Genomic DNA, 20,883 nt, shown 5'->3' on the forward strand with positions numbered 1-20,883 from the left:
CCCGCCCCGGCCCCGCCCGCCTCCCTGCCGGTGCTGCTCGCCCATCGGGCCGCCGCCCACGGAGACCGTACGGCGATCGTCAACGGACCGGCGCGACTGGGCTTCGCCGACTGGCAGGACCGCAGCGGCGCCCTGGCCGCCGCCCTGCGCGCGGCCGGGCTCGCCGACGGGGACCGGGTGGGACTGTGGTTCGGCACGGACCGGTGGACGGAGTACGCGGTGGCGTTCCTCGCCGTCCTGCGGGCCGGCGGCGTCGCCGTCCCGCTCTCCGACCGGATGTCGCCCGCCGGCCTGGAGCACGCCCTGACGGACTCGGGGGCCCGCCTCCTCGTGCACGCGGGCCCCGGTCTGCCGACCGGCACGCCGCCGGGCGTGCGCGGGCTCACCGAGGAGGACGCGGTCGGGCATCCGTCCGACCCGCGTCTCCCCGAGCCCGACCCGGCGGCCCCGGCCCAGATCCTCTACACCTCCGGCACCACCGGCGTCCCCAAGGGCGTGGTGGCCGCGCACGCGAACCTGGTCCACGGCTGCACGCGCGACGAGCGGCGCCGGCCGCTCCGGCACTCCCGTACCTTCCTGCACGCCTTCCCCGTGGGCAGCAACGCGGGCCAGACCATGCTGGTCAACGCGCTCGACGCGCACGCGACCTGTGTCACCGCGCCGCAGTTCACCCCGGCGCGGTTCCTCCGGGCGATCGCCGAGCACGGCGTCGGCAGCGTCTTCGTGGTGCCCGCCATGGCGATCGAACTCCTCGGCTCACCGGCCCTGGCCGCCGCCGCCGAGGCCGGCGCCCTCGGCACCGTCCGCCTCGTCGGCTCGACCGCCGCGGCCCTGCCCCACCAGGTGGCGCTCGGGCTCAGCCGGGCGTTCGCCCCGGCCCAGATCGTCAACTACTACACGTCGACGGAGGCCGCCCCCGCCCAGATCACGCTGCTCTTCGACCCGGCCCGGCCGTGGTCGCCCGGCCGGCCGGCCTCGCTGGCCGACCTGCGCGTCACCGACGGGGCGGGACGCCCGCTGCCGCCCGGCGAGCCCGGTGAGCTGTGGCTCCGCTCACCCGGTGCCCCGCGCGCCTACCTGGGGGACGGCGGCGACGGGGTGTTCCACGGCGGCTGGACCCGGATGGGCGACCTCGGCCGTGTCGACGAGGACGGCTTCCTGCACCTCCTCGACCGTGAGCGGGACGTCGTCAAGTCCGGTGCCCACAAGGTCTCCACGCTCCAGGTCGAGAACGCGCTGCACGCCCACCCGGACGTCGCCGACGCCGCCGCGGTCGGCGTCCCGCACTCCGTCCTGGGGAGCGTCGTGGCCGCCGCCGTCGTCCCGCGCGGCGCGGATCCGGTGGGCAGCGGCGGCGACCGCGACGGCCTGACCGCGACCGCCCTGCGGGCCTTCCTGCTCGACCTGCTGTCCGTCCACGAACTCCCCGCGACCGTCCTGTTCCTCGACGAGCTCCCCCGAAACGAGGGCGGCAAGGTCCTCAAGCGGGAGCTGCGCCGGATCCTCACCCACGACCCACGCGAGGCCACCCCATGACCCAGCTCAGCCCGGCCCAGCACGGCATCTGGCTCACCGAGCGCACCCGCGACACCGGCGGCGCCTACCACCTGGCCGTCACCCTCGACCTCGCCGGCCCGCTCGACACCGAGGCCCTCGACCACGCCTGCCGGGCGGTGACCGCGCACCACCCGGCGCTCGCGAGCCGGCCGGGACCGGACGGCTCCCTCCACCGCTGCGAGGTCCCGGCGCCGCGGCGCGCCGACTGCGCGCCCGAGGAGCTGGACGCCGCCCTGGCCCGCGAGCGCGCGACGCCGTTCGACGCCGACGCCGGTCCCCTCTGCCGCTTCACCCTGTTCCGTACGGGCCCCGAACACCACGTCCTCCTGGTCGTCGCCCACCACCTCGTCCTCGACGGCGAGTCCAAGGACCGCCTCGTCGCCGACCTCGCCGCCGGCTACCGGGGCGAGCCCCTGCCGCCCACCGCCGAGGTCCCGGCGGGCCCGCCCGCACCGGAGGCCCTCGCCGCCGCCCGCGCGTACTGGGAGGAGCGCGGGTACGCGCCGGACGCGCCCGTCCTGCCCGGCCTGGTGCCGCCCGCGGACGGCGGTCTGGTGGCCGCGCCCGGCGCCGAGGTGCCGTTCCGGCTCGACGACGAGCGCTGCGCCGCGCTCGCGGAGGCCGCCCGGAAGCTCGGCGTCACCCGCTTCGAACTCCTCCTCTCCGCCTGGCACGCGCTCCTCGTCCGCTACGGGGACCCCGCCCCCTCCACGGCGATCGAGCTGTCCCTGCGGACGCCCGGAGCGCCGGTGGGCGTCGGACTCGCCGTCAACGAACTGCCCGTGCGGGTCCGGCCCGTCGACGGCCGTCACCCCGGACGCCTGCCGTTCGAGGACTGGGTGCGCGCGGTGCGGGGCGAGCTGCGCGCGCTGTACCCGCACCGGGCCGTCCCCCTCGGGCAGGCGCTCCGCGGCCTCACCCCGCGGACGGCCCTCACCCCGCTGTCGGTCAGCTACCGGCGCCGCCCCGCCGCGCCCGCGCCGGACTTCGGGGCCGTGACCGCCCGGGTGCGCTGGATCGGCTTCCCCGACGCGGTTCGCAACCTCCTTCACCTCCAGCTCGTGGACAGCGGGGACGAGATCCACGGCAGCGCGCAGTTCCGGACCGCGCCGCCCTTCGGGCCCAGGCCCGGGGAGGACGGCGGACCGATCGCGGACCTCCCCGAGGCCGCGGCCACGCACGGCGGGTGTCTCACCGCCGGCACCGTCCACCGGATCGTCGGCCACTGGACGCGCCTGCTCGACGCGGCCCTCGCCGACCCCACGACCCTCCTCGGGGAACTGCCGCTGCTCGACGCGGACGAGCTGCGCGACCAGCTGGCCGCGCCGGCCCCGCGCCCGGAACTCACCGCTCGCACGGTCCCCGCGCTGCTCGCCGCCCGGGCGGCGGAACACCCGGAGGCGGTCGCCGTCGTCGCGGACGGAGAGCACGTCACGTACGCCGAGCTGACCCGCCGGGTCGCGCACGCCGCGGCGGCGCTCGCCCGGCACGGCGCCGGACCGGGCACCCTCGTCGGCATCGCGCTGCCGCGCGGTCTCGACCAGCTCGTCAGCGTCCTCGGCACGTTGGCCGCCGGGGCGGCCCACCTGCCGCTGGACCCCGCCTATCCGGCGGAGCGGCTGGCCTTCGTCCGTGCGGACGCCGCCCTCGCCCTGCGCGTCACCCACGCCCCGGAGGACGCCGGCGACCTCACCCCCGCGGACCTCGCCCCGGCGGCCCGAGCCACCCTGCCGTCCCTCCCGCTCCCCGATCCGTCCCTCCCCGCGTACGTGCTCTACACCTCGGGCACCACCGGCCGCCCCAAGGGCGTCGCGGTGCCGCACTCCGCCCTCGCGATCGTCCTCGGCAGCCTCGCCGAGCACCTCGGCTCCCGCCCGGAGGACCGCTGGCTCGGGCTGACCTCGCTGTCGTTCGACATCTCCGCCGTCGAGCTGCTGCTGCCCCTGACGACCGGCGGGCGCGTCGTCCTCGTCCCCGAGGCCGCCCACCGCGACGGGCCCGCGCTGCTCGACCTGATCCGCCGCGAGGGCGTCACCCACGTGCAGGGGACGCCCAGCGGCTGGCGACTGCTCCTCGACGCCGGCCTCGACGGAACCGCCACCGTCCTGACCGCCCTCACCGGGGGCGAGGCCCTGCCCGCGCCGCTCGTCGCCCGTCTGACGGCCGCGACCGCACGGCTGGTCAACGGCTACGGCCCCACCGAGACCACGATCTGGTCCACGCTCGCCGAGCCCGCCCTCACCGCCGAGGGCTCCGTCTCCCTCGGCTCCCCGCTCGCCAACACCCGCGTCTACGTGCTCGATCGCGACGCGAGGCCGGTGCCGTACGGCACCGCCGGCGAGCTGTACCTGGGCGGCGACGGGGTCGCGCACGGCTATCGGGGGCGGCCCGGGCTCACCGCCACCCGCTTCCTGCCCGACCCGTACGGCCCGCCCGGCACCCGCATGTACCGCACCGGCGACCTGGTGCGGCGCGGCACCGACGGAGCCCTGGACTTCCTCGGCCGCGCCGACGACCAGGTGAAGCTGCGGGGCCACCGGATCGAGCTGGGCGAGATCGAGGCCCGACTGGCCCGGCACCCCGCGGTCGCCGAGGCGGCCGCGGCCCTGCACGGCCCTGAGGGCGACCGCCGCCTCACCGCCTACGTCGTCCCGTCCGGCACGGCGCCGCATCCCGACGCGCTGCGCGCCTTCCTCGCCGACTCCCTCCCCGCGGCCGTGCTCCCGGGGGCGTACGTCGTCCTGGACGCCTTCCCGCTGACGCCCAACGGCAAGCTGGACCGCGCCGCCCTGCCCGCCCGCCAGGCCGTCCGCCCCGAGCCGACGGCCGCGCCGTCGCCGGACGAGGCGCTCGATCCGGTCGGCGCCGCCGTGCTGGCCATCTGGCGCGAGGTGCTGGAACTCGACGACCTCACACCGGACGAGGACTTCTTCGACCTGGGCGGCCACTCGCTGATCATCACCGCCATCGCCGCCCGGATCCACGAGCGCCTCGGCGCCGTCGTCCCGCTGGACGTCTTCTTCGACACACCCACCGCACGCGACGTCGCCTCCGTCGTCCGTGCCCTGCGCGAGGAGCAGCCATGAGCAACGAGACCCGCTACGCCGTCGTCGTCAACGACGAGGAGCAGCACGCCGTCTGGCCGGAGGGCGCTCCGCTGCCCGAGGGCTGGCGGCCCGAGGGCTTCGCCGGCACCGAGGAGGAGTGCGTCGCCCACGTCGACCGCGTCTGGTCCGACATCCGCCCGCTGAGCCTGCGCCGGCGACTGGCCGCCGAGCGCTCCGGCGGCCGGACGGAGGCCCGATGAGCACGCCGGAGCACACGATGCCCCTGCCGCCGGACGCGCTGCCGTCAGACGGGAGGGTGCCGGACGGGAGGGTGTCGGACGCCCCGCCGTCGCCCGCCGTCCCCTCCGACCGCGCGGAAGCGCTCCGTCCGCAGGTGGCCGCGCTCGTGTCGCGGTCCACCGACGGGCTGATCGGCGTACGGGAGCTGCTCGACTCCACCGATCCGCTCGCCGCCCTCGGCGTCAGCTCGCTCTCCCTGCTGCGTCTGGTCGACGCCGTGGAGGAGACGTTCGGCGTCTTCGTCGACCTCGGGGACGGCGCCTTCCACACCGAGGACCTGCGCGGTCTCACGGAACGCCTGATCCGGCTCGGTGCGGAGGCCACCCCATGAGCCCCTCCGTCGCCCCGGAGCGGGAGACCCCGACGGGGGAGGGCCGCCTCCCGGACGAGGTCCTGGACGTCCCCTTCGCCGGCGGGCGGTCGGGCGACGCGCCCCTCACCTGGGGACAGCGCGCCATCTGGTACGCGATCGGCCGGACCGCCCCCAACGACCACTACTTCAACCTCGGCAGGGTCCTGCCCCTCGCCGACCGGGGCGCCCCGGTGGACACCGCCCGACTCGGTGCGGCGCTCTCCGCGCTGCTGGCGCGGCACGAGGCGCTGCGCACCCGGGTGGTGGCCGAGGACGGCGAGCCGGCCCAGCGGCTCCACGCGGAGGGGCGGGTCGGGCTCGTCGTCCGGGACGAGCCCGACCCGGACCGGACAGGGGAGGCGGCCGAGGCGCTGCTGGCGGAGCTGTCCGGCCACCGGTTCGACTACGCGGGGGAGTGGCCGGTGCGGCTGGGCGCGGTGTGCAGCCGTGGGCGGATCACCCACGCGGTGCTCGCCCTGTGCCACCTCGCCGCCGACGGCCACGCCGCCGAGGTCCTGGTACGGGACCTCCGGCTGCTGGTCCGGCGCGGGGCGGCCGGACCGGTCAGCCCGGAGACCCCGCTGGACCTCGCCCGGCACCAGCACGGTCCGGCCGGGCGCCGGGCGAGCGACGCGGCGCTCGCGCACTGGGAGCGCGGGCTGGCGCAGGTGCCGCCGACGATGTTCGCGGAGCGGGTGGCGGAACCGCTCCGACCGCGCTTCTGGACGGGCCGGCTGGTCTCGGCGGCCCTGCCGCGCGCCGTGGACGCGGTGGCGGTCGCCCACGGGGTGAGCGGATCCACGGTGCTGCTGACCGCTGCCGCGGCCCTGGTCGCGGCAGGCCAGGGGCACCCGGCCGCGGCGGTGATGCCGATCGCGGGCAAGCGGGCGGCGGAGCTGCGGCGGACCCTGGTCAGCACGCTGTCGCAGGACGCGCTGTTCGTCCTGGCGCTGCCGGAGGACGCCACCGGCGAGGCGGTCTTCACGGACCTGCTGGCCGGGGCGTGGCCCGCCGCGCTGGCCGGCTACCACGCCGCCGCCTACGACCCCGTCGGCTGGGACGTGCAGCTGGAGCGGGCGGCCCGCGACCGGGGCGCCGAGCTCCATCCGTACTGCTGCTTCAACGACATGCGCCTGGTGGACCGGGCCGCGGCCACCGACCCGGCACCCGCGGCCGCGGAGCTGGCGGAGCTGCGCCGCCGCACCGCCCTCGACTTCCCTGCGACGCAGGAGCGGGTGGCCTGCCGCTACTGCCTCCACCTGACCGGCGACGCGACCGCGCTGACCGTCACCCTCACCGCCGACACGGCCTATCTGCCGCCGGAGGCGATCCACGCCCATCTGCGGGCCATCGAGGAGGTCGTGGTCGCCTCCGCCGCCGGCACGCCGCCGCGGCTCGCCAGGCTGGCCGGACTCCTCGCGGGACCGGAGGCCCGCCGGTGAACGGCGAGCGGGTACCCCGGCCGCTCGCCCACGCCGACACGACGTCCTGCGCGCAGGGCGGACGGATGCGGTTCCACGTGGCGGCGGGAGACGGGGGCCGCTTCCGGGGCCGGGTGGTCGTCACGGACGTGGTGGCGGAGCGGGTCGCGGCGGAGGCCGAGGTCACGGGGCCGGGCTGGACCCTCGACGTGCCGCGGGCCTGGCCGAGTTCGCTCTACCGCGCGTCCTTCCACGACGCCCGTCCCGAGACGCCCGCGCCGGAGCGGGACGCCGAGCACGAGGTGTGGTTCGTCGTACGGGCCGCGCGGCCGGGCGGCTCCTCCTCCGTCCTCGTCTCCATCCCCTTCCCGACCTGGCGGGCGTACCACCGGGCGGGCGAGCCCGGCCGGAGCATCTACTACGCGGAGCAGCCCAGCCGGGCGGCACGGGTGTCCCTCGCCGCGCCGGGCGGCGGGCCGCCGCCGGAACGGTGGGAGGAGCCGCTGCTGCGCTGGCTGCACCGGACCGGGCGCCCCGTCGAGTACTGCTCCGGCTTCGACCTGCACGAAGGGTCCGGACTCCTCGCCCCGTACCGGCTCCTGGTCGTGAACGGGCACGACGAGTACTGGACGGCGGAGATGCGGGACTCCGTCGAGGGGTTCGTGCGACGCGGGGGGAACCTCGCCGTCTTCGCCGGCAACACCGCCTGGTGGCAGATCCGGCTGGAGGACGGGGGCCGCACGATGGTCTGCCACCGCGACGCCGCCGCCGATCCCGTCACCGCCCTGGACCCGGCGCGGGCGACCGTCGAGTGGTCCAGCGCCCCCGTCGACCGGCCGGAGAACACCATGACCGGCGTCAGCTTCCGGCAGGGCGCCGGGGCATGGGGCGACGGCATGGCGCGCATCGGCCGCGAGGCGTACACGGTCCGCTTCGCCGACCACTGGGTCTTCGAGGGCACCGGGCTGCGCGACGGCGACACCTTCGCGCGCGGGGCGCTCGGGTACGAGACGGACGCGGCCGAGCTGGACTGGTCGGCCGGCGTGCCGCGGGCCACCGGCCGCGACGGGACGCCCCGGTCGTTCGCCGTGCTCGCCACCGCCGACCTGCGGCACTGGCGGACGTACGGGCAGGGCGGCTGGGCGACCATGGGCGTCTTCCGCGCCGGAGCGGGCACCGTCTTCAACGCCGCCACCATCAACTGGGGCCGCGCGCTGCACGATCCCGCGGTCGACCGTGTCACGCGCAACGTCCTCGACCGGCTCTCGGGCGCCGTCCCGGCCCCGCGCTGGCACACCATCGGCCCGGCGACCCGGCTACGGGCGCTCGCCGCGTGCGAGGGCCTGCTCTTCGCCGTGGCCGAGGACGGCCGCACGCTGCTCCACCGCGAGCCGTCCGAGCAGAACCTCCCCTGGACGCCGTGCCCGCCCGTCGACGACTCCCCGGCGCCCGAACTGCGCTGCCTGACCGCACCGCGCGAGGCCTCCCACCCGATGCCGCTGGACCTGCTCGCCGCCACCGGGGACGACCGCCTGGTGCACCGGGACCCGATGCCGGGCCCCACCCCCTGGCTCCCGGCGGGGCGCGTTCCGGCGGGGACGACGGCGCTGGCGATGTGCGACAACACCCTGTTCGCGGTGACGCCGCACGACGACACCCTCCACGCGCGCCCCGCCGGCGACTTCGACGCGCCGTGGCGACGCCTCGGCCCGGCAGGCAAGGCGTCCGCACTGACCGTCCTCGGCGCCCGGCTCCACGCCGTGACCCCCGACGGCCTCCTCACCCGCCCACCCGTCCTGGACGACGCACCCTTCGCACCCGCCACGCCCCCGGTCCCCTTCCCGCCGGCCCGAGCCCTCGCGGCGTACGCGGGCCGCCTCCTGGCGGCAACCGAGGACGACCGGCTGATCAGTCACCCCGGGCTGTGAGAAGGCCCCCCACTGCCCGGGCGCGCCCCCGCCCTTCTCCTCCGCAGGCCGCCCCCGCCGGTCACCCCGGTCGGATCCGGTTCCGGGCGCTCGGCTCGACGACGATCGAGGCCGGGGTGCGTCCGCCGCTGTCGGAGAGGCGGAAGTCGACCCCACGAAGTGCGGATCGCGGCCGTCGGCCGGCACTTCCCGGACCGGACCGGACCGGACCGCCGTACGTCCGTCTCGATCGCGTGCGGGCCGACGAGGCCTGTACCTCCCGCAAGAACCGCGCCCACCTGCCTCGACGCGGCACCCGTTGCGCCGTCCAGGACCAGACCGATCAGACGCAACCGCCAGAAGCACGGCTCGCGTGGCGACCGGCAGGCCACGCCTCGACGCGGTCGACGACCACGAGCGCCACGCGGTCGAATGCGGCATCAACAAGCGTGTCCTCGACTTCCGAGGGGCCATGTGTGCCTTCTCTGGGACCAGGTGCGCCTTCTCTCAGGGGTGCCGAATCCTTTCGCTGACGGACGGTGAAGCCGGGCGTAGTTTTAGTCCGGTTTGTGGGCGGCAGAGTGGGGCAAGGAAGTCGTCCGACCTCACGGAGAGAAACACCTTGAAGAACAACAGGAAGGCGGGCGTCGCTGTGCGTGCCGCCCTCGCCGCGTCCGCAGCCTTCGCCCTCGCTCTGTCCGTCGCGGCGCCCGCCGCGGTGGCCGCCCCCGCCGCGGACCCTCACGGGCTTTCGTGCGAGAAGGGCAAGCACAACATCGACGACTACACCGGCTGGGCACTGTGCACCAACGTCGGGAGCGAGCCCATCACCTTCTGGGTCCACCTGGTCTGTGGCTGGTCGCCCGACGCGGACGGCGAACACATCCGCCTCGAGCCGGGCGACTCCGGCCAGTCGACCGCGCACTGTTCGAGCCTCGGCTCGGGAATCGGTGAGATCCAGGTCCGTTCCTCCTGACACCAGGCGCTGAGAAATGCCGTGCCCCCGGGCTGTCGACCCGGGGGCACGGCGTTTCCGCTGCGTGCCCGCCGCGCGGCACAGGCCCGCCCGAGCCGACCGACTGACCGCTCGGCTGTGCGCGATCTTCAGATCGAGGATGTGTTCTTTGCCGACGAACCGGGTGACCGGCTCCTCGCACCCGGGCCAGGAGCAAAGTCGCGGTGTGCGGAAACCTCTGGGCGCTGAGCCTTGCCCCTGCCCCATGGGGCAGGGTTTAGCGTCCGACCATGACTGCGACTCACCGTCTCGTACGCCTGGTCCGCCGCCCCGATGGACTGCCGACTCCGGACGACTTCACCCTGGTACACGCGCCTGTCCCTCGGCCTGACGTCGGCCAGGTGCTCGTCCGCAACACACATTTTCTCGTCTTTCCGGGCTTGCGCACCCTGATCGGGGGCGAGACGCGCGACGTCCCGCTGCCGCCGCTGCACCCCGGCGATGCCCTGTTCGGCCCTGCGATCGGCGAGGTGGTCGACGGCCCCCTTGAGAAGGGGCGGCTGGTACTGCACCTTCAGGGCTGGCGGGAGTACGCGACGCCTGCCGTCACCGAGTGCAGGCTGCTGGACGACGTCCTTCCCGACCCGGTGGGCCACCTCGCCCAAGGCTCTGCGGCCTATGGTGCCCTCACCCGGCTGACCGGGGTTCGGGAGGGCGACACCGCGTTCGTGACCGGCGCCGCCGGTGCCGTCGGCACGATGGCGGGTCAGATCGCCCGGATGCTGGGTGCCGCCCGGGTCGTCGGCAGCACCGGCTCACCGGACAAGGCCCGGCGACTGGAGCGGGAACTCGGCTATGACGCCACCGTCCTGCGCGGCGCGGTCCCGATCGACAGGCAACTCGCCCGGGTGGCGCCGGACGGCATCGACATCGTCCTGGACACCGTGGGCGGTGAACAGTTGACGGCCGCCGTCCAGGCGGCGAACCACGGTGCCCGGATCGCCCTGGTAGGTGCCTTGGACGGGCAGCTGTCCCCGGATCGAGCGGGTGGGAGCGCGCCTGCCGTGCTCGATACCTTCCGGTTGCTGACCAGGGGCGTGACGATCGCGGGCTACAGCGGCGTGGACCACCCGGACGTCGAGGCGGAGTGGGAGTCCCGCTTCGGGGAGTGGCTGCGGGCGGGCGACATCCATTTTCCCTACACCCCGGTCCGCGGAATGAAGCACGCCCCGGGCGCGTTGCCCGCACTGATCGCCGGCCGCTCCTTCGGGGCGTCCATCGTGGAGCTGTAGGACGGAACGGGGGCAGACATGCGGATCGGTGAGGCAGCGGAAGCCGCCGGAACCACCCCGCGCGCTCTGCGCCTGTACGAGGCACGCGGCCTGCTTCCGCCTCCCTCACGCACTCCGTCCGGTCAACGCGAATACGGCGTCGCCGAGGTGGCCCGTATCCGTGTCATCCGCAGCTTGCTGGCCCTTGGCCTGACCCTGGAAGACATCCGCCGCCGCGCCCACCGACTGGACACCCTCGTCCAGGAGCGGCCGTCGGCCTCCTGCACCGGCCGCACCGGTGGGTTCAGTGACGTCGTGGCCGAGCGCCTTGCCGCCCTGGACGCAGAGATCACACGCCTCACCCACCTACGGCAAAGCCTCGCCGCAGCCGCGTCAGGGTCATCGCCGGCCCCTCACGAGGACAGTGTGACTACACCTGGGCCCCAGCCCTGATCTCCTTCCCCAAGTCAGGGGCACATGATCCAGCCTGCCGCCCCTGCACGGCGACGGACGTCACCGCCCTCCCAGAGCAATGGCATCACGCGTTCGGAACCCGGAGGTCGAAACTCGGGTTGAGAAGCAGTGGTCGTAAAGATCGTGGCGAGCATGGGTTCGAGTGCGGCGGCGCGGACGGGCGTTCTTCGGTCGGTCCGTGCACGAAGGGCCTCTGGTGCAGCTCAGGGTTGTCGAGACCTTGAGCTGCCTCGGCGACGACGCCTCCGACGGCAGCCTGAGCCAGGCCTGCCTCGATGTCCTGCGCGCCTTCCTCCCCCTTCCCTTCATCCGACCCGGGCGACGACCCGGCACACCAAGGGGAACACCACCTCGACCTGACCTTTCGCAAGGCCCGGCACACCATCCTGCGTCTCATCGGATAGGGGTGATCCTGCGGGGCCGTCCACCTGGCTCCGAGCTGGACCGGCCACTGACCAGAGCCGGTAGGGGCTCAACTGGGCTTTATCCTGAGGAGATGGGCAGAACGCAGCCGTACGCTGGGGCGGTGCTGCTCTCCACTCTCCCCCGCACCCGCCTCCGTTCCGTCGTTCAGCCGGCCATCGACACGCCCTTCGGCCCGCTGTCCTTCAGCACGACGATCGGGAGCTCCGGCCTCGCGCCGCGGCCCGATGAGCTGTTCCAACTGCCGGGTGACCGGATGCTTGCCCGCTGGACGGCTCCCGGAGCCCGCGTCGAGCTGTTGCTGACCCCGTACGATCCCGAACTCGACCTTGAGAGCTGGGGGCCGCTGACCGGCTGCCGGGCGGCGGTCTGGCGGATCGACGCCCGTACGCGGCTCGGGCGGGTGCGGTTCACGGCGGAGCTTCCGAAGGGTTGTGCGGGAGGGTACGACGGGGGACAGGCACTGGCTGCCATCACGGTGGAAGACGAGAAGACCCGGCTCACGATCGGAGGCAGCGACGAGGAGGGGATCTGCCGGGCCGCCGGCAGGGGAGAGGTACCCGCTCGGTGGACTGAACTCATCGACGAGGTGCACGATCCGTCGTCCAGCACGTGGGGCGTTGACTACGGGCACTACCAAGGCATGTCCTGGACGCTGCCTCCCCTGGAGCCCGGAGACCACTGCGAACTCCCCGTCGTGGCGGCATGGGCCCCGGCCGCTGACGAGACCGCGAACACCTGGTACGCCGTCATGCCTTCGCCCACGGTGCTGTTGAGCCAGGTCACCTCCGTGCCGGCGCAGCGGGCCGATGCTCCGGACGCCCGCTGAGGACCCGAAGGACGTCGCCCGTCGGCTCGGCTACCCCGGCAACACCCACCGCGGCGCCGTCCCGAGCCCCGAGCGGGAGCTGCACGCCGCAGCGCCAAGGCGTACCTGCAGCACGCGGCGGGGGCACCCTGGCCGAGGCCGGCGTCGCCCAGCAGGGCGAGATCGAGGTGCGACAGCTCGACGGTGGGCACCTGGCCGCCGTCGTACCGCTCGAAGCCGGCCGGCCGGCACCGGCCCCGGTGTGGGACGAGCGCTTCGGCTGGCGCACCGCGACCAGCAGGCGACACCCCCTCGGCAAGCACACCGACATTGCTCCGGAGGGCGAGGGGATTCGCTGCCTGGGCAGCCAAGGGGCCGGGCTTGCCGTCAGTGATCTGACGGGCCGGGCGAAATACGGGTGCGGTCGGCCGCCGCGATGATGTGAGATGCGGACATGACGATCGTTCTGAACGAGCCCGGCACCGGTGGGCTGACCGAAGTCGTGGATGCCCTTCGCGTATGGCAGGACGACCGCACGCCGCTGCAACTCCATCCGGGAGACCTCGGCTGGGCCTGGGCACTGGGCGCGGAGAGGCTGGCCGCGGCCGTCCGTACCTGGAGCGTGGACGGACGGATCATCGCCGTCGGATACCTGGACGACCCTGATCTGCTGCGCCTGACGACCGCGCCGGATCTGCGACAGGACGCTGCTCTGGCGCGCAGGCTGCTGGCGGACCTCGATGATCCGGAGCGCGGGGTTCTGCCGCCCGGGAAGGTCGGCCTCGAAGTCCCCGACGGCGCCCTGCTGCGCGAGGTCCTCCTGGACGCGGGCTGGACCCTGGACGAGCCGTGGACTCCGCTGTGCCTCGACCTTGCCCAGCCGGTGCGGGACTCCGGCCTGCGGATCGAGACAGCCGGTCCGGAAACCGCGGGGGTGCGGACCGCGGTGCATCGCTCTGCCTTCGGCAGCCCGGCGTTCACCGAGGAGATCTGGCACGTCCTCGCGGCCGGGCCGGTCTATGCCGACGCCCGCTGCCTGATCGGTTACGACGACCAGGACAACGCGGTGGCCGCGGCGACGGTCTGGTCGGCCGGGCCCGGCAAGCCCGGACTGCTGGAGCCGGTGGGCGTGCACGCCGACCACCGCGGTCGCGGCTACGGGACGGCGATCAGCGTCGCCGCCGCTGCGGCGCTGCGCGAACTGGGTGCGTCCAGCGCGCTCGTCAGCACCCCGACCGCGAACACTGCCGCCGTCGCCGCTTACAGGAAAGCTGGATTCGAGCCGTCGCCCGAACGGCTGGACGTCAGCCGAGCCGCCTGAGAGCGATCAGGCGACCGCAGGAGGGGCGGCAGGTGGCCTGCCGCGCCGGTCGGCGGCGAGGCGCGGGGTCGACACTGTCTCCGTATACCTCGCCGCCTGGCCCGAGGGCGAGGCCTTTGACCAGCTCAACGGTCTCCTGCGGCGCCTGGTCCGGAAGGCCGAAGGCCGCGATGTCGAGCCCAGCGGCCGCATTCTCGACGCCCGGAGCGTGAAGACCTCGGCCCACGTGCTCGCGGCCGGCCAGGACGTCGACGCGGGCAGCTGCCCAGGGCTCCACGGGCAACTCCCGTGCGCACTCACCTCCCTTGCTGATCAGCCGCCGCGCTGTTCCGACACTGCCCACTTTCGGGACCCCTCCTCGCCTCTACGGGTGATCCCGCTCGCAGCCGCAGAGCTCGGGCCCCACGCGGCCCGAGCGTCCCACTCGGACGACTGCCGGAAGCCGCCCTGCCGCGTATTGAGTCCTTTGACATAGGTATCCATGGATAGCTAATGTCGCGGCATGCCCCCGCAGAGCGCGTCCGACCAGGACATCGACCGCCTGGCCTCCGGCCTCGCGGCATGCCTGCCTGCGCTGGCCCGGGCTCTCGAGCGTCACGTCGACCAGCACTACCCGCACCCCAAGCCCTCGGACGCCCAGCTCACCCTGCTGCGGTACGTCGAGACGAACAGCGGCACCACCGTGCGTGAAGCCGCCCGAGCGGTGCGGATGAAGCCGAACAACGTCAGCGCGCTGGTCACGCAGCTCACCGAGCAGGGACTCCTCGAACGCCGCCAGGACCCCGCGGACAGGCGGATCGCCCACCTGCACCTCACGCCGGCCGCGCAGCGGCGACTGGGCGAGGTCAAGCAGCTCATGGGCGACCGTGCCGCGCAGATCCTGCGGACGATGACCGACGGTGAACTCGACGCTCTCGGATCCGCCCTGGGGTCCCTCCAGTCACTCACCGAGCGACTGCACACCAGCCACTGAGCACCACGCTGCCGCGCCATGCCCCGCGGCAGCGGAGCCGCGGCCCGCTCCGCGCACGTCTTCCTGCCTGCCGCACCGGCCGTCCCCCGACAACGGAGCCGCTGGTACGGCACTCCACGCGACGAAAGAACAGACACCCATGTCATCCGCCAGCACCCTGGCCGAACCGCGCCACTCCGCGCCCGCCGGCACGGCACGCGACCGCCGTTCCAACCCGTGGCTGACCCTGACTGCCGTCGCCTTCGGCCTGTTCATGGTCGGACTCGACGGATCCGTCGTCTCGATCGCCAACCCCGAGATCGGCCGTGACCTGGGCGCCTCCACCGCCGACCTGCAGTGGGTCACCAACTCCTACCTGCTCGCCCTCGCCGCGGCCCTCATTCTCGGCGGCAAGCTCGGCGACCGGTTCGGCCGCCGCACCTACTACCTCGTCGGAGTCGCGGGCTTCACCCTCGCCTCCGTCGCCATCGGACTGTCCGACTCCATCGAGGGCGTCATCGCCTTCCGCGCCCTTCAGGGCTTCTTCGGCGCGCTGCTGATGCCCAACACCCTCGGCCTGCTCCGTGCCGTCTTCCCGCTGAAGAAGTTCGGCATGGCCGTCGGCATCTGGGCCATGGTCTCCTCGGTCTCCACCGCTCTCGGCCCGATCCTCGGCGGCTTCCTCGTCGAGCACGTCAGCTGGCAGTCCGTCTTCCACATCAACGCACCCATCGGCGTCGCCGCCCTGGCCTTCAGCGCCGCCGTCCTCCCGCAGAGCCGGAACGAACACGCCACCCAGGAGAAGTTCGACGTCCTCGGCGTCGTCCTCCTCGCCGCCGGTCTCCTCGCTCTCGTCTTCGGCGTCGTCAAGGGAGAGACCTGGGGCTGGACCTCCGGCGGCACCCTCGGCGCCATCGGCACCGGCCTGCTGCTCGTGCTGCTCTTCGGCTGGTGGCAGACCCGTATGGCCTCACCGCTGCTGCCGATGCGTCTGTTCCGCAACCCTGCCCTGACCATCGGCACGATCATCACCGCGCTGAACTTCTTCGTCCTGCTCGGCGTGATCTTCTTCGTCATGATCTACCTGCAGAACGTCCGCGGCTTCTCCCCGGTCGAGGCGGGCGTCCGGACCCTTCCGCTCAGCCTTGCCTCCGTCGTCGCCTCCCCGCTCGGCGCGGCGCTCACGGACAAGTTCGGCCCGCGCCTGACCATGCCCCTGGGCATGACCCTTCAGGGAGCTGCCTGCTTCACCATGCTCACCTGGGAGGCGGACAGCGCCTACCACCTGATGTGGCCCGCGTTCATGGCCCTCGGCCTCGGCGTCGGCATGGTCATGGCCTCCTCCTCCGACGCCATCGTCGGCAACGCTCCCGTCAAGGACGCGGGCGTGGCAGGCGGGCTGCAGGCCACGGCCCTCCAGATCGGCGGAGCCCTCGGCACCTCCGTCCTCGTGTCCCTCATCGCGGGCCGCGTCGGTGCTTCCCTGACCGGCGAACTCACCTCTGCGGGTGTACCGGCCCCCGCGGCCGCCGGTCTGCTGGAAGCGAAGGACGCGGTCGCGATGGGCGTGGCGCCCGTCTCCGCCGACCTGCCCGCTCAGCTCAAGGCGTCGATCGTCGAAGGCAGCCACAACGCCTTCATGAACGGCGTCCACGCGGCCGTCCTGACCGCAGGGGGCCTGTGCGTGGCGGGCGCTGTGCTGGCGGTCGTGGGCGTCCGCCGCGTCGCCGGCCACGTCCACCACTGAAGGAAGGTCCCAGCAGGCCGGTCGTCCCCACACCGCAAGGACGACCGGCCTGCCTGCCTGCCGTGCAAGGGGGGGGCGTGCCCGGAGGCGCGTGGCCGGCGGTCGTCCTCAGCGGACAGGCCTCTGGAGCCCGACCCGGCCCGCACAGCAACGCACGACAGCAGGACGTGCCCCGGACCCTGCACGGCAGCTCAGGACGGCTCAGCCGCCTCCTTCGGCTCCGGCCGTGCAAGCCTGCCGAGGACATGGAGCGCCCCAGGGCGCTCCTGCGCGGGGAACGCGGCCAGGAGTTCGGCGTTGATCTTCTCGGCCGCCGGCACCAGGGAGGCGTGGAGCGTCCGGCCTGCCGCGGTGAGCGTGAGAAGGGTCCGCCGTCGGTCGTCTTCGTCGCGTTCCTGGCCCACATACCCGCGTTCGGTGAGTCTCGTGACGATGAGATGGGCCGTCGACCGGTCGAGCGACACCAACCCGGCGACCGTCCGCTGGTCGACGCCCGGGTGGGCGCGCAGTGCGTTGAGCACGGCGAACTGCTGCGACGTGACCGTGTCGGAGACGAACCTGTTCCACAGTGCCGTGTGCACCTGCTCGGCGCGCCGGATGAGATGGCCGGCGTAACTGTCCAGGTCGAGAGCTCCGGTCACCCTTGTCTCCCTTCGGAGCTACGCGCGCGGGGGTGGTCGATGACCAGCCACCCTGGCCCCCGACCACCCCGCGCGGGGAGTGGGCGGGTCAGCCGCGGCGGTGCCCCGGACGGGACGCGTACGGGGTGGCCCGGGATCCGTCCACCCCGACTTCGAGCCGGCCGATCTTCTCGATCTCGACGACGACACGGTCCCCGTCGCTGAGCGGGCCGACTCCGGCCGGGGTGCCCGTGGCGATCACGTCGCCGGGGTACAGGGTCATCACCGAGGAGGCGTAGGCGACCAGGTCCCGCACGCCGAAGATGAGGTACGCGGTGTTGGTGTCCTGCCGGCTCTCTCCGGCCACCTCGCAGCGCAGGCCGAGCCGGTCGGGGTCCTCGATCTCGTCGGCGGTGACGATCCAGGGGCCGAGGGGGGTGAAGGTGTCGAAGGACTTGCGGGTGGAGCGGTCCTCGCCGGAGCGGACGGTGATGTCCAGCAGGCAGGTGTAGCCGAAGACGTGGTCGAGGGCTTCGTCGGCGCTGACGTGCGACGCGGTCCGGCCGATGACGACGGCCAGTTCGCCTTCCTGGTCCGTGCGGACGTCGGAGTAGGGGAGGACGACGTCCTGGCCCGGGCCGATCACGGACGAGTTGGCCTTCAGGAAGACGCCCAGGTCGGCGATGGACGTGGGGTAGTCCATCTCGGCCTTGTGGTCGAGATAGTTGACCGGAGCACCGATGATCTTGCCGGGGCGGGGCAGCGGGGCCTCCAGTGACACGTCGGCGAGCGCCACGCGTCGTCCGCGGGCCGGTTCGAGTACCGGGCCGGCCGCGTCGGACACCGTCTCGATGTACTGCTGGAGCACGCCGGCCGGGCCGGCGTGAGAGTGGGTGACCTGGTCGGTCACGTCGGTGATGGTGTCGCCGTCGACGACGCCGAGACGTCCCTTGTCGAACAGGGCCAGGCGCATCGTGGCCTCCTTGGTGGTGGGGGTGGAGCAGGGGGGATGGTCAGGCGCCGGGGTCGGCGCTCTCGCTGCGGTAGAGGCCCAGGGACCGCATCACGGGCTCGTCGCTGTACGAGAACAGGACCGCGTCGGCGGACTTCGAGGCGTTCAGGTGCCGGTAGGAGGCCCAGCCCGGGACGGCGAAGGTGTCGTTCTCCGCCCAGTCGAGGCCGGTGCCGTCCACGACGGTGGCGCCCTCGCCGCGGACGACGCTGAAGACGGTGGAAGCGGTGTGCCGGCGGCCCGCGCCCTCGAAGCCGGGTCGCAGTCGTTGGATCCGGCAGCCGATGGTGGGCATGACCGGGCCACCGGTCCAGGGGTTGGTGTACTCCAGGACGATGCCGTCGACGTCGCTGCCTTCGGCGGTGTCGGCGATGGCCTCCAGAGCGCGGCTGGTCTCGGCCCAGGTGTAGCGGGTGACGGGTGAGTTCGGCCCGTCGGGCGTGATCCAGGCGGGGGTCAGGCGGCCGTGGAGGAACTGGCGGCTGCCGGCGTCGTCGGGGCGGGTCACCGGCTGGAGTCGCTGCGGGTACTTCTCGTAGAAGCCCGCTTCCAGCGCGTTGACGAGGGGGTAGTCCAGGGCGTCGAGCCAGATCATCGGCGCGTCGCCCTCGTGCGTGTGGTCGTGCCAGTGCCAGCCGGGTGTGAGGAGCAGGTCGCCGGGGGCCATGAAGACGCGCTCGCCGTTGACGGTGGTCCAGGCGCCGTCGCCCTCCAGGACGAAGCGGAAGGCGTTGGACGTGTGCCGGTGGGCCTGGGCGGTCTCGCCGGGCAGGATGATCTGCAGGCCGGCGTACAGGGTGTTGACCGTGGCGGGCGGGTCGGTGAGCCCGGGGTTGACGAGCATGAGGACCCGGCGTTCGGCCTCGTCCAGGGACAGGGTCTGCGAGAAGTGCAGCAGGTGCGGCCGCAGCTCCTTCCAGCTCCATCGGTGGGGGACGGCCCTGCTGCGGGGCTCGGCGGGGAACAGGTTGCCGTAGAACCGCCACAGCGGTGCGGCGCCGAGCCCGTCGAGGGCCTTGTAGGCGGGGTCGTCGGTCATGGTGTCTCCTCGCGGTGGTTGCTCACGGGGTGGTCGCGGGCGGGCGGTCGCCGGCGGGGGTCCACACCCAGGCGATGTCGTCGAAGTCCTCGGGGGTGCGGTCGGCCAGGAGCTGGTTGCGCAGGAAGGCGCCCATGCCGTCCAGGTGGCAGATCTCGCCGAACCGTCGCGCGTTCGTCTGGATCGATCCGGCCCGCTCGGTCCGAAGGGCGGCGTACGACGCGAACGCGTCCTCCGGGCGGCCGTGGTCGCGCAGGGCGCGGCCGAGGGCCACGGCGTCCTCCAGCGCCTGGCAGGCGCCCTGGGCCAGGTACTGCAGCATCGGGTGCGCGGCGTCGCCCAGCAGCACGATGCGGCCGTGGACCCAGTCGGTGATCGGAGGACGGTCGAACAGGGGCCAGCGCCGGTCCCGGGCGACCAGGGGCAAGGCGTCGCGCACGGCGTCACAGGAACCGGCGAACCGCTCCTCCAGCTCGGCCTCGGTGCCCCAGTCGTCGGAGTCGGGGTCGTAGTGGTCGCTCTCGAAGACGGCGACCTGGTTGTAGAGCTCGCCGCGGCGCACCGGGTACTGCACCAGGTGCATGCGCGGGCCGGCCCAGACGATCACTGACTCCGTCGTGGCGTGCCGCGCCATCGACCCCGTCATGCTGGTGACGGGCAGGGCGCCGCGGTACGCGACGTACTTCGAGCAGACGGGGTCGCCGTCGTTCACGAGGATCTGCCGGAGGCGTGAGTGCAGGCCGTCGGCGGCCACCACGGCGTCCGCGGCGAGCCGTTCGGGCGTCTCGGCGAAGTGCAGGCGCACCTCCGCCGGTGTCTGGACCGCGTCGGTGACGGTCCGCCCGGTGCGCAGGGTGATCGACGGGTGCTCCTCGCAGGCGGCGAGGAGAGCGCCGTGCAGGTCGGTGCGGTGGGTGACGAGGTAGGGGTGCTGGAAACGGCTGCGGTAGGCGTCGCCGCGCAGGTCGAGAGCGGTGACCTGCCCGCCGGTGAGCGCGTCCATCATGACGAGCCGGGGCGGGGCGACGGCGGAGCGCCGCACGGCGTCGAGGACGCCGAGCTCGGCCAGCGCCAGCGAGGCGTTCGGGGCGAGCTGGAGGCCGGCTCCGATCTCGCCGAACCGGGCGGCGCGCTCCACCACGCTCACGCGGTGACCGGAGCGGGCCATGGCGAGGGCGGCGGCCAGGCCGCCGATGCCGCCTCCGACGACGGCGATGTGCAGGGGCGAGGTCGTCACGGGCAGGTGCCTCCTTGAGAGGGCAGGGGTCGATCCGCCTCCCGACCTGGTGGATGTTCTGCGTCGGGATCATTGGTGTACGGACCATCGGGGCAGGAGCGGGAACTCTCTCCCGCGGGTCCGTGCGCGGACCCGCGGGAGATGAGGGGCGGTCAGCAGGCGGCGGCGACGCCGGCGGCGTGCACGAAGGCGACGGGGCGGGCGCGGGCGTCCTCGACGGTGACGCCGGGTGCGGTCTCCACCAGGGCGAGGCCGCGGGATGTGACGTCGAGGACGCCGAGATCGGTGATGACGCGGTCGACGCAGCCACGGCCGGTGAGGGGGAGGGAGCAGTCCTCGACGATCTTCGGGCTGCCGTCCTTGGCGGTGTGTTCCATCAGCACGATGACCCGGCGCGCTCCATGGACGAGGTCCATGGCCCCGCCCATGCCCTTGACCAT

The 20,883-nt window shown here is 73.8% G+C and carries 18 protein-coding genes; 13 read left to right on the forward strand and 5 right to left on the reverse strand.

The features are described from left to right. Positions 1–24 precede the first annotated feature (24 nt). The 13 genes from IE321_RS30415 to IE321_RS30475 all read left to right on the forward strand — a co-directional run bounded on the left by IE321_RS30415 (position 25) and on the right by IE321_RS30475 (position 16,535). Positions 25–1,536, forward strand: coding sequence for a class I adenylate-forming enzyme family protein (locus IE321_RS30415; protein WP_190225255.1), 1,512 nt, complete (start codon positions 25–27; stop codon positions 1,534–1,536). After that, positions 1,533–4,643 (forward strand): non-ribosomal peptide synthetase, encoded by a 3,111-nt coding sequence (locus IE321_RS30420; RefSeq protein ID WP_190225244.1) that lies wholly within the window; start codon positions 1,533–1,535, stop codon positions 4,641–4,643. The genes IE321_RS30415 and IE321_RS30420 overlap by 4 nt, the downstream gene beginning before the upstream one ends. Continuing rightward, positions 4,640–4,864, forward strand: a complete 225-nt coding sequence (locus IE321_RS30425) for an MbtH family protein (protein ID WP_043220546.1) — start codon at positions 4,640–4,642, stop codon at positions 4,862–4,864. Before IE321_RS30420 ends, IE321_RS30425 begins: the two co-directional genes overlap by 4 nt. Then, on the forward strand, positions 4,861–5,235 hold the full coding sequence (locus IE321_RS43065; protein ID WP_308439722.1) for an acyl carrier protein: 375 nt from the start codon (positions 4,861–4,863) through the stop codon (positions 5,233–5,235). Before IE321_RS30425 ends, IE321_RS43065 begins: the two co-directional genes overlap by 4 nt. Continuing rightward, a complete protein-coding gene (locus tag IE321_RS30435; protein ID WP_190225245.1) occupies positions 5,232–6,698 on the forward strand; it encodes a condensation domain-containing protein in 1,467 nt (488 codons plus the stop codon). Before IE321_RS43065 ends, IE321_RS30435 begins: the two co-directional genes overlap by 4 nt. Before the next feature lie 65 nt (positions 6,699–6,763). Further along, complete coding sequence (locus IE321_RS30440; protein ID WP_190225257.1) at positions 6,764–8,605, forward strand: N,N-dimethylformamidase beta subunit family domain-containing protein; 1,842 nt, start codon at positions 6,764–6,766, stop codon at positions 8,603–8,605. Positions 8,606–9,206: 601 nt separating this feature from the next. Beyond that, complete coding sequence (locus tag IE321_RS30445) at positions 9,207–9,560, forward strand: hypothetical protein (RefSeq protein ID WP_051842492.1); 354 nt, start codon at positions 9,207–9,209, stop codon at positions 9,558–9,560. A 269-nt stretch (positions 9,561–9,829) separates the two neighbouring features. Beyond that, entirely contained in the window at positions 9,830–10,831 is a 1,002-nt protein-coding gene (locus tag IE321_RS30450; RefSeq protein WP_190225246.1) for an MDR family NADP-dependent oxidoreductase, read from the forward strand. An 18-nt stretch (positions 10,832–10,849) separates the two neighbouring features. Continuing rightward, a complete protein-coding gene (locus IE321_RS30455) occupies positions 10,850–11,263 on the forward strand; it encodes a MerR family transcriptional regulator (protein WP_190225247.1) in 414 nt (137 codons plus the stop codon). Between the two features lie 517 nt (positions 11,264–11,780). Then, positions 11,781–12,536, forward strand: a complete 756-nt coding sequence (locus IE321_RS30460; RefSeq protein WP_190225248.1) for a hypothetical protein — start codon at positions 11,781–11,783, stop codon at positions 12,534–12,536. A gap of 433 nt (positions 12,537–12,969) precedes the next feature. After that, positions 12,970–13,836, forward strand: coding sequence for a GNAT family N-acetyltransferase (locus tag IE321_RS30465; protein WP_190225249.1), 867 nt, complete (start codon positions 12,970–12,972; stop codon positions 13,834–13,836). Positions 13,837–14,338: 502 nt separating this feature from the next. Continuing rightward, complete coding sequence (locus tag IE321_RS30470; RefSeq protein ID WP_043227546.1) at positions 14,339–14,809, forward strand: MarR family winged helix-turn-helix transcriptional regulator; 471 nt, start codon at positions 14,339–14,341, stop codon at positions 14,807–14,809. Between the two features lie 139 nt (positions 14,810–14,948). Further along, positions 14,949–16,535: an MFS transporter gene (locus tag IE321_RS30475; protein WP_190225250.1), complete on the forward strand. Its 1,587-nt coding sequence runs from the start codon at positions 14,949–14,951 to the stop codon at positions 16,533–16,535. 191 nt (positions 16,536–16,726) lie between these two features. On the opposite strand, the gene IE321_RS30480 is transcribed toward IE321_RS30475, so the two are convergent. The 5 genes from IE321_RS30480 to IE321_RS30500 all read right to left on the reverse strand — a co-directional run. Further along, entirely contained in the window at positions 16,727–17,176 is a 450-nt protein-coding gene (locus IE321_RS30480; protein WP_190225251.1) for a MarR family winged helix-turn-helix transcriptional regulator, read from the reverse strand. Between the two features lie 88 nt (positions 17,177–17,264). Next, complete coding sequence (locus tag IE321_RS30485) at positions 17,265–18,128, reverse strand: fumarylacetoacetate hydrolase family protein (protein WP_190225252.1); 864 nt, start codon at positions 18,126–18,128, stop codon at positions 17,265–17,267. 40 nt (positions 18,129–18,168) lie between these two features. Further along, positions 18,169–19,206, reverse strand: coding sequence for a cupin domain-containing protein (locus tag IE321_RS30490; RefSeq protein ID WP_190225253.1), 1,038 nt, complete (start codon positions 19,204–19,206; stop codon positions 18,169–18,171). Between the two features lie 22 nt (positions 19,207–19,228). Continuing rightward, a complete protein-coding gene (locus tag IE321_RS30495) occupies positions 19,229–20,443 on the reverse strand; it encodes an FAD-dependent monooxygenase (RefSeq protein ID WP_229916596.1) in 1,215 nt (404 codons plus the stop codon). A gap of 152 nt (positions 20,444–20,595) precedes the next feature. Next, on the reverse strand, positions 20,596–20,883 hold a 288-nt coding region (locus tag IE321_RS30500), incomplete at its 5' end, for a CoA-transferase (protein ID WP_308439723.1).

Origin of the sequence: Streptomyces hydrogenans (genome assembly GCF_014656075.1) — a bacterium.
Lineage (GTDB): Bacteria > Actinomycetota > Actinomycetes > Streptomycetales > Streptomycetaceae > Streptomyces > Streptomyces hydrogenans.

Coding starts and splice junctions, on each gene's coding strand:
- IE321_RS30420 (WP_190225244.1), top strand. CDS start 1,533: ATGACCCAGCTCAGCCCGGCCCAGCACGGCATCTGGCTCACCGAGCGC.
- IE321_RS30425 (WP_043220546.1), top strand. CDS start 4,640: ATGAGCAACGAGACCCGCTACGCCGTCGTCGTCAACGACGAGGAGCAG.
- IE321_RS43065 (WP_308439722.1), top strand. CDS start 4,861: ATGAGCACGCCGGAGCACACGATGCCCCTGCCGCCGGACGCGCTGCCG.
- IE321_RS30435 (WP_190225245.1), top strand. CDS start 5,232: ATGAGCCCCTCCGTCGCCCCGGAGCGGGAGACCCCGACGGGGGAGGGC.
- IE321_RS30440 (WP_190225257.1), top strand. CDS start 6,764: ATGCGGTTCCACGTGGCGGCGGGAGACGGGGGCCGCTTCCGGGGCCGG.
- IE321_RS30450 (WP_190225246.1), top strand. CDS start 9,830: ATGACTGCGACTCACCGTCTCGTACGCCTGGTCCGCCGCCCCGATGGA.
- IE321_RS30455 (WP_190225247.1), top strand. CDS start 10,850: ATGCGGATCGGTGAGGCAGCGGAAGCCGCCGGAACCACCCCGCGCGCT.
- IE321_RS30460 (WP_190225248.1), top strand. CDS start 11,781: ATGGGCAGAACGCAGCCGTACGCTGGGGCGGTGCTGCTCTCCACTCTC.
- IE321_RS30465 (WP_190225249.1), top strand. CDS start 12,970: ATGACGATCGTTCTGAACGAGCCCGGCACCGGTGGGCTGACCGAAGTC.
- IE321_RS30470 (WP_043227546.1), top strand. CDS start 14,339: ATGCCCCCGCAGAGCGCGTCCGACCAGGACATCGACCGCCTGGCCTCC.
- IE321_RS30475 (WP_190225250.1), top strand. CDS start 14,949: ATGTCATCCGCCAGCACCCTGGCCGAACCGCGCCACTCCGCGCCCGCC.
- IE321_RS30485 (WP_190225252.1), bottom strand. CDS start 18,128: ATGCGCCTGGCCCTGTTCGACAAGGGACGTCTCGGCGTCGTCGACGGC.
- IE321_RS30490 (WP_190225253.1), bottom strand. CDS start 19,206: ATGACCGACGACCCCGCCTACAAGGCCCTCGACGGGCTCGGCGCCGCA.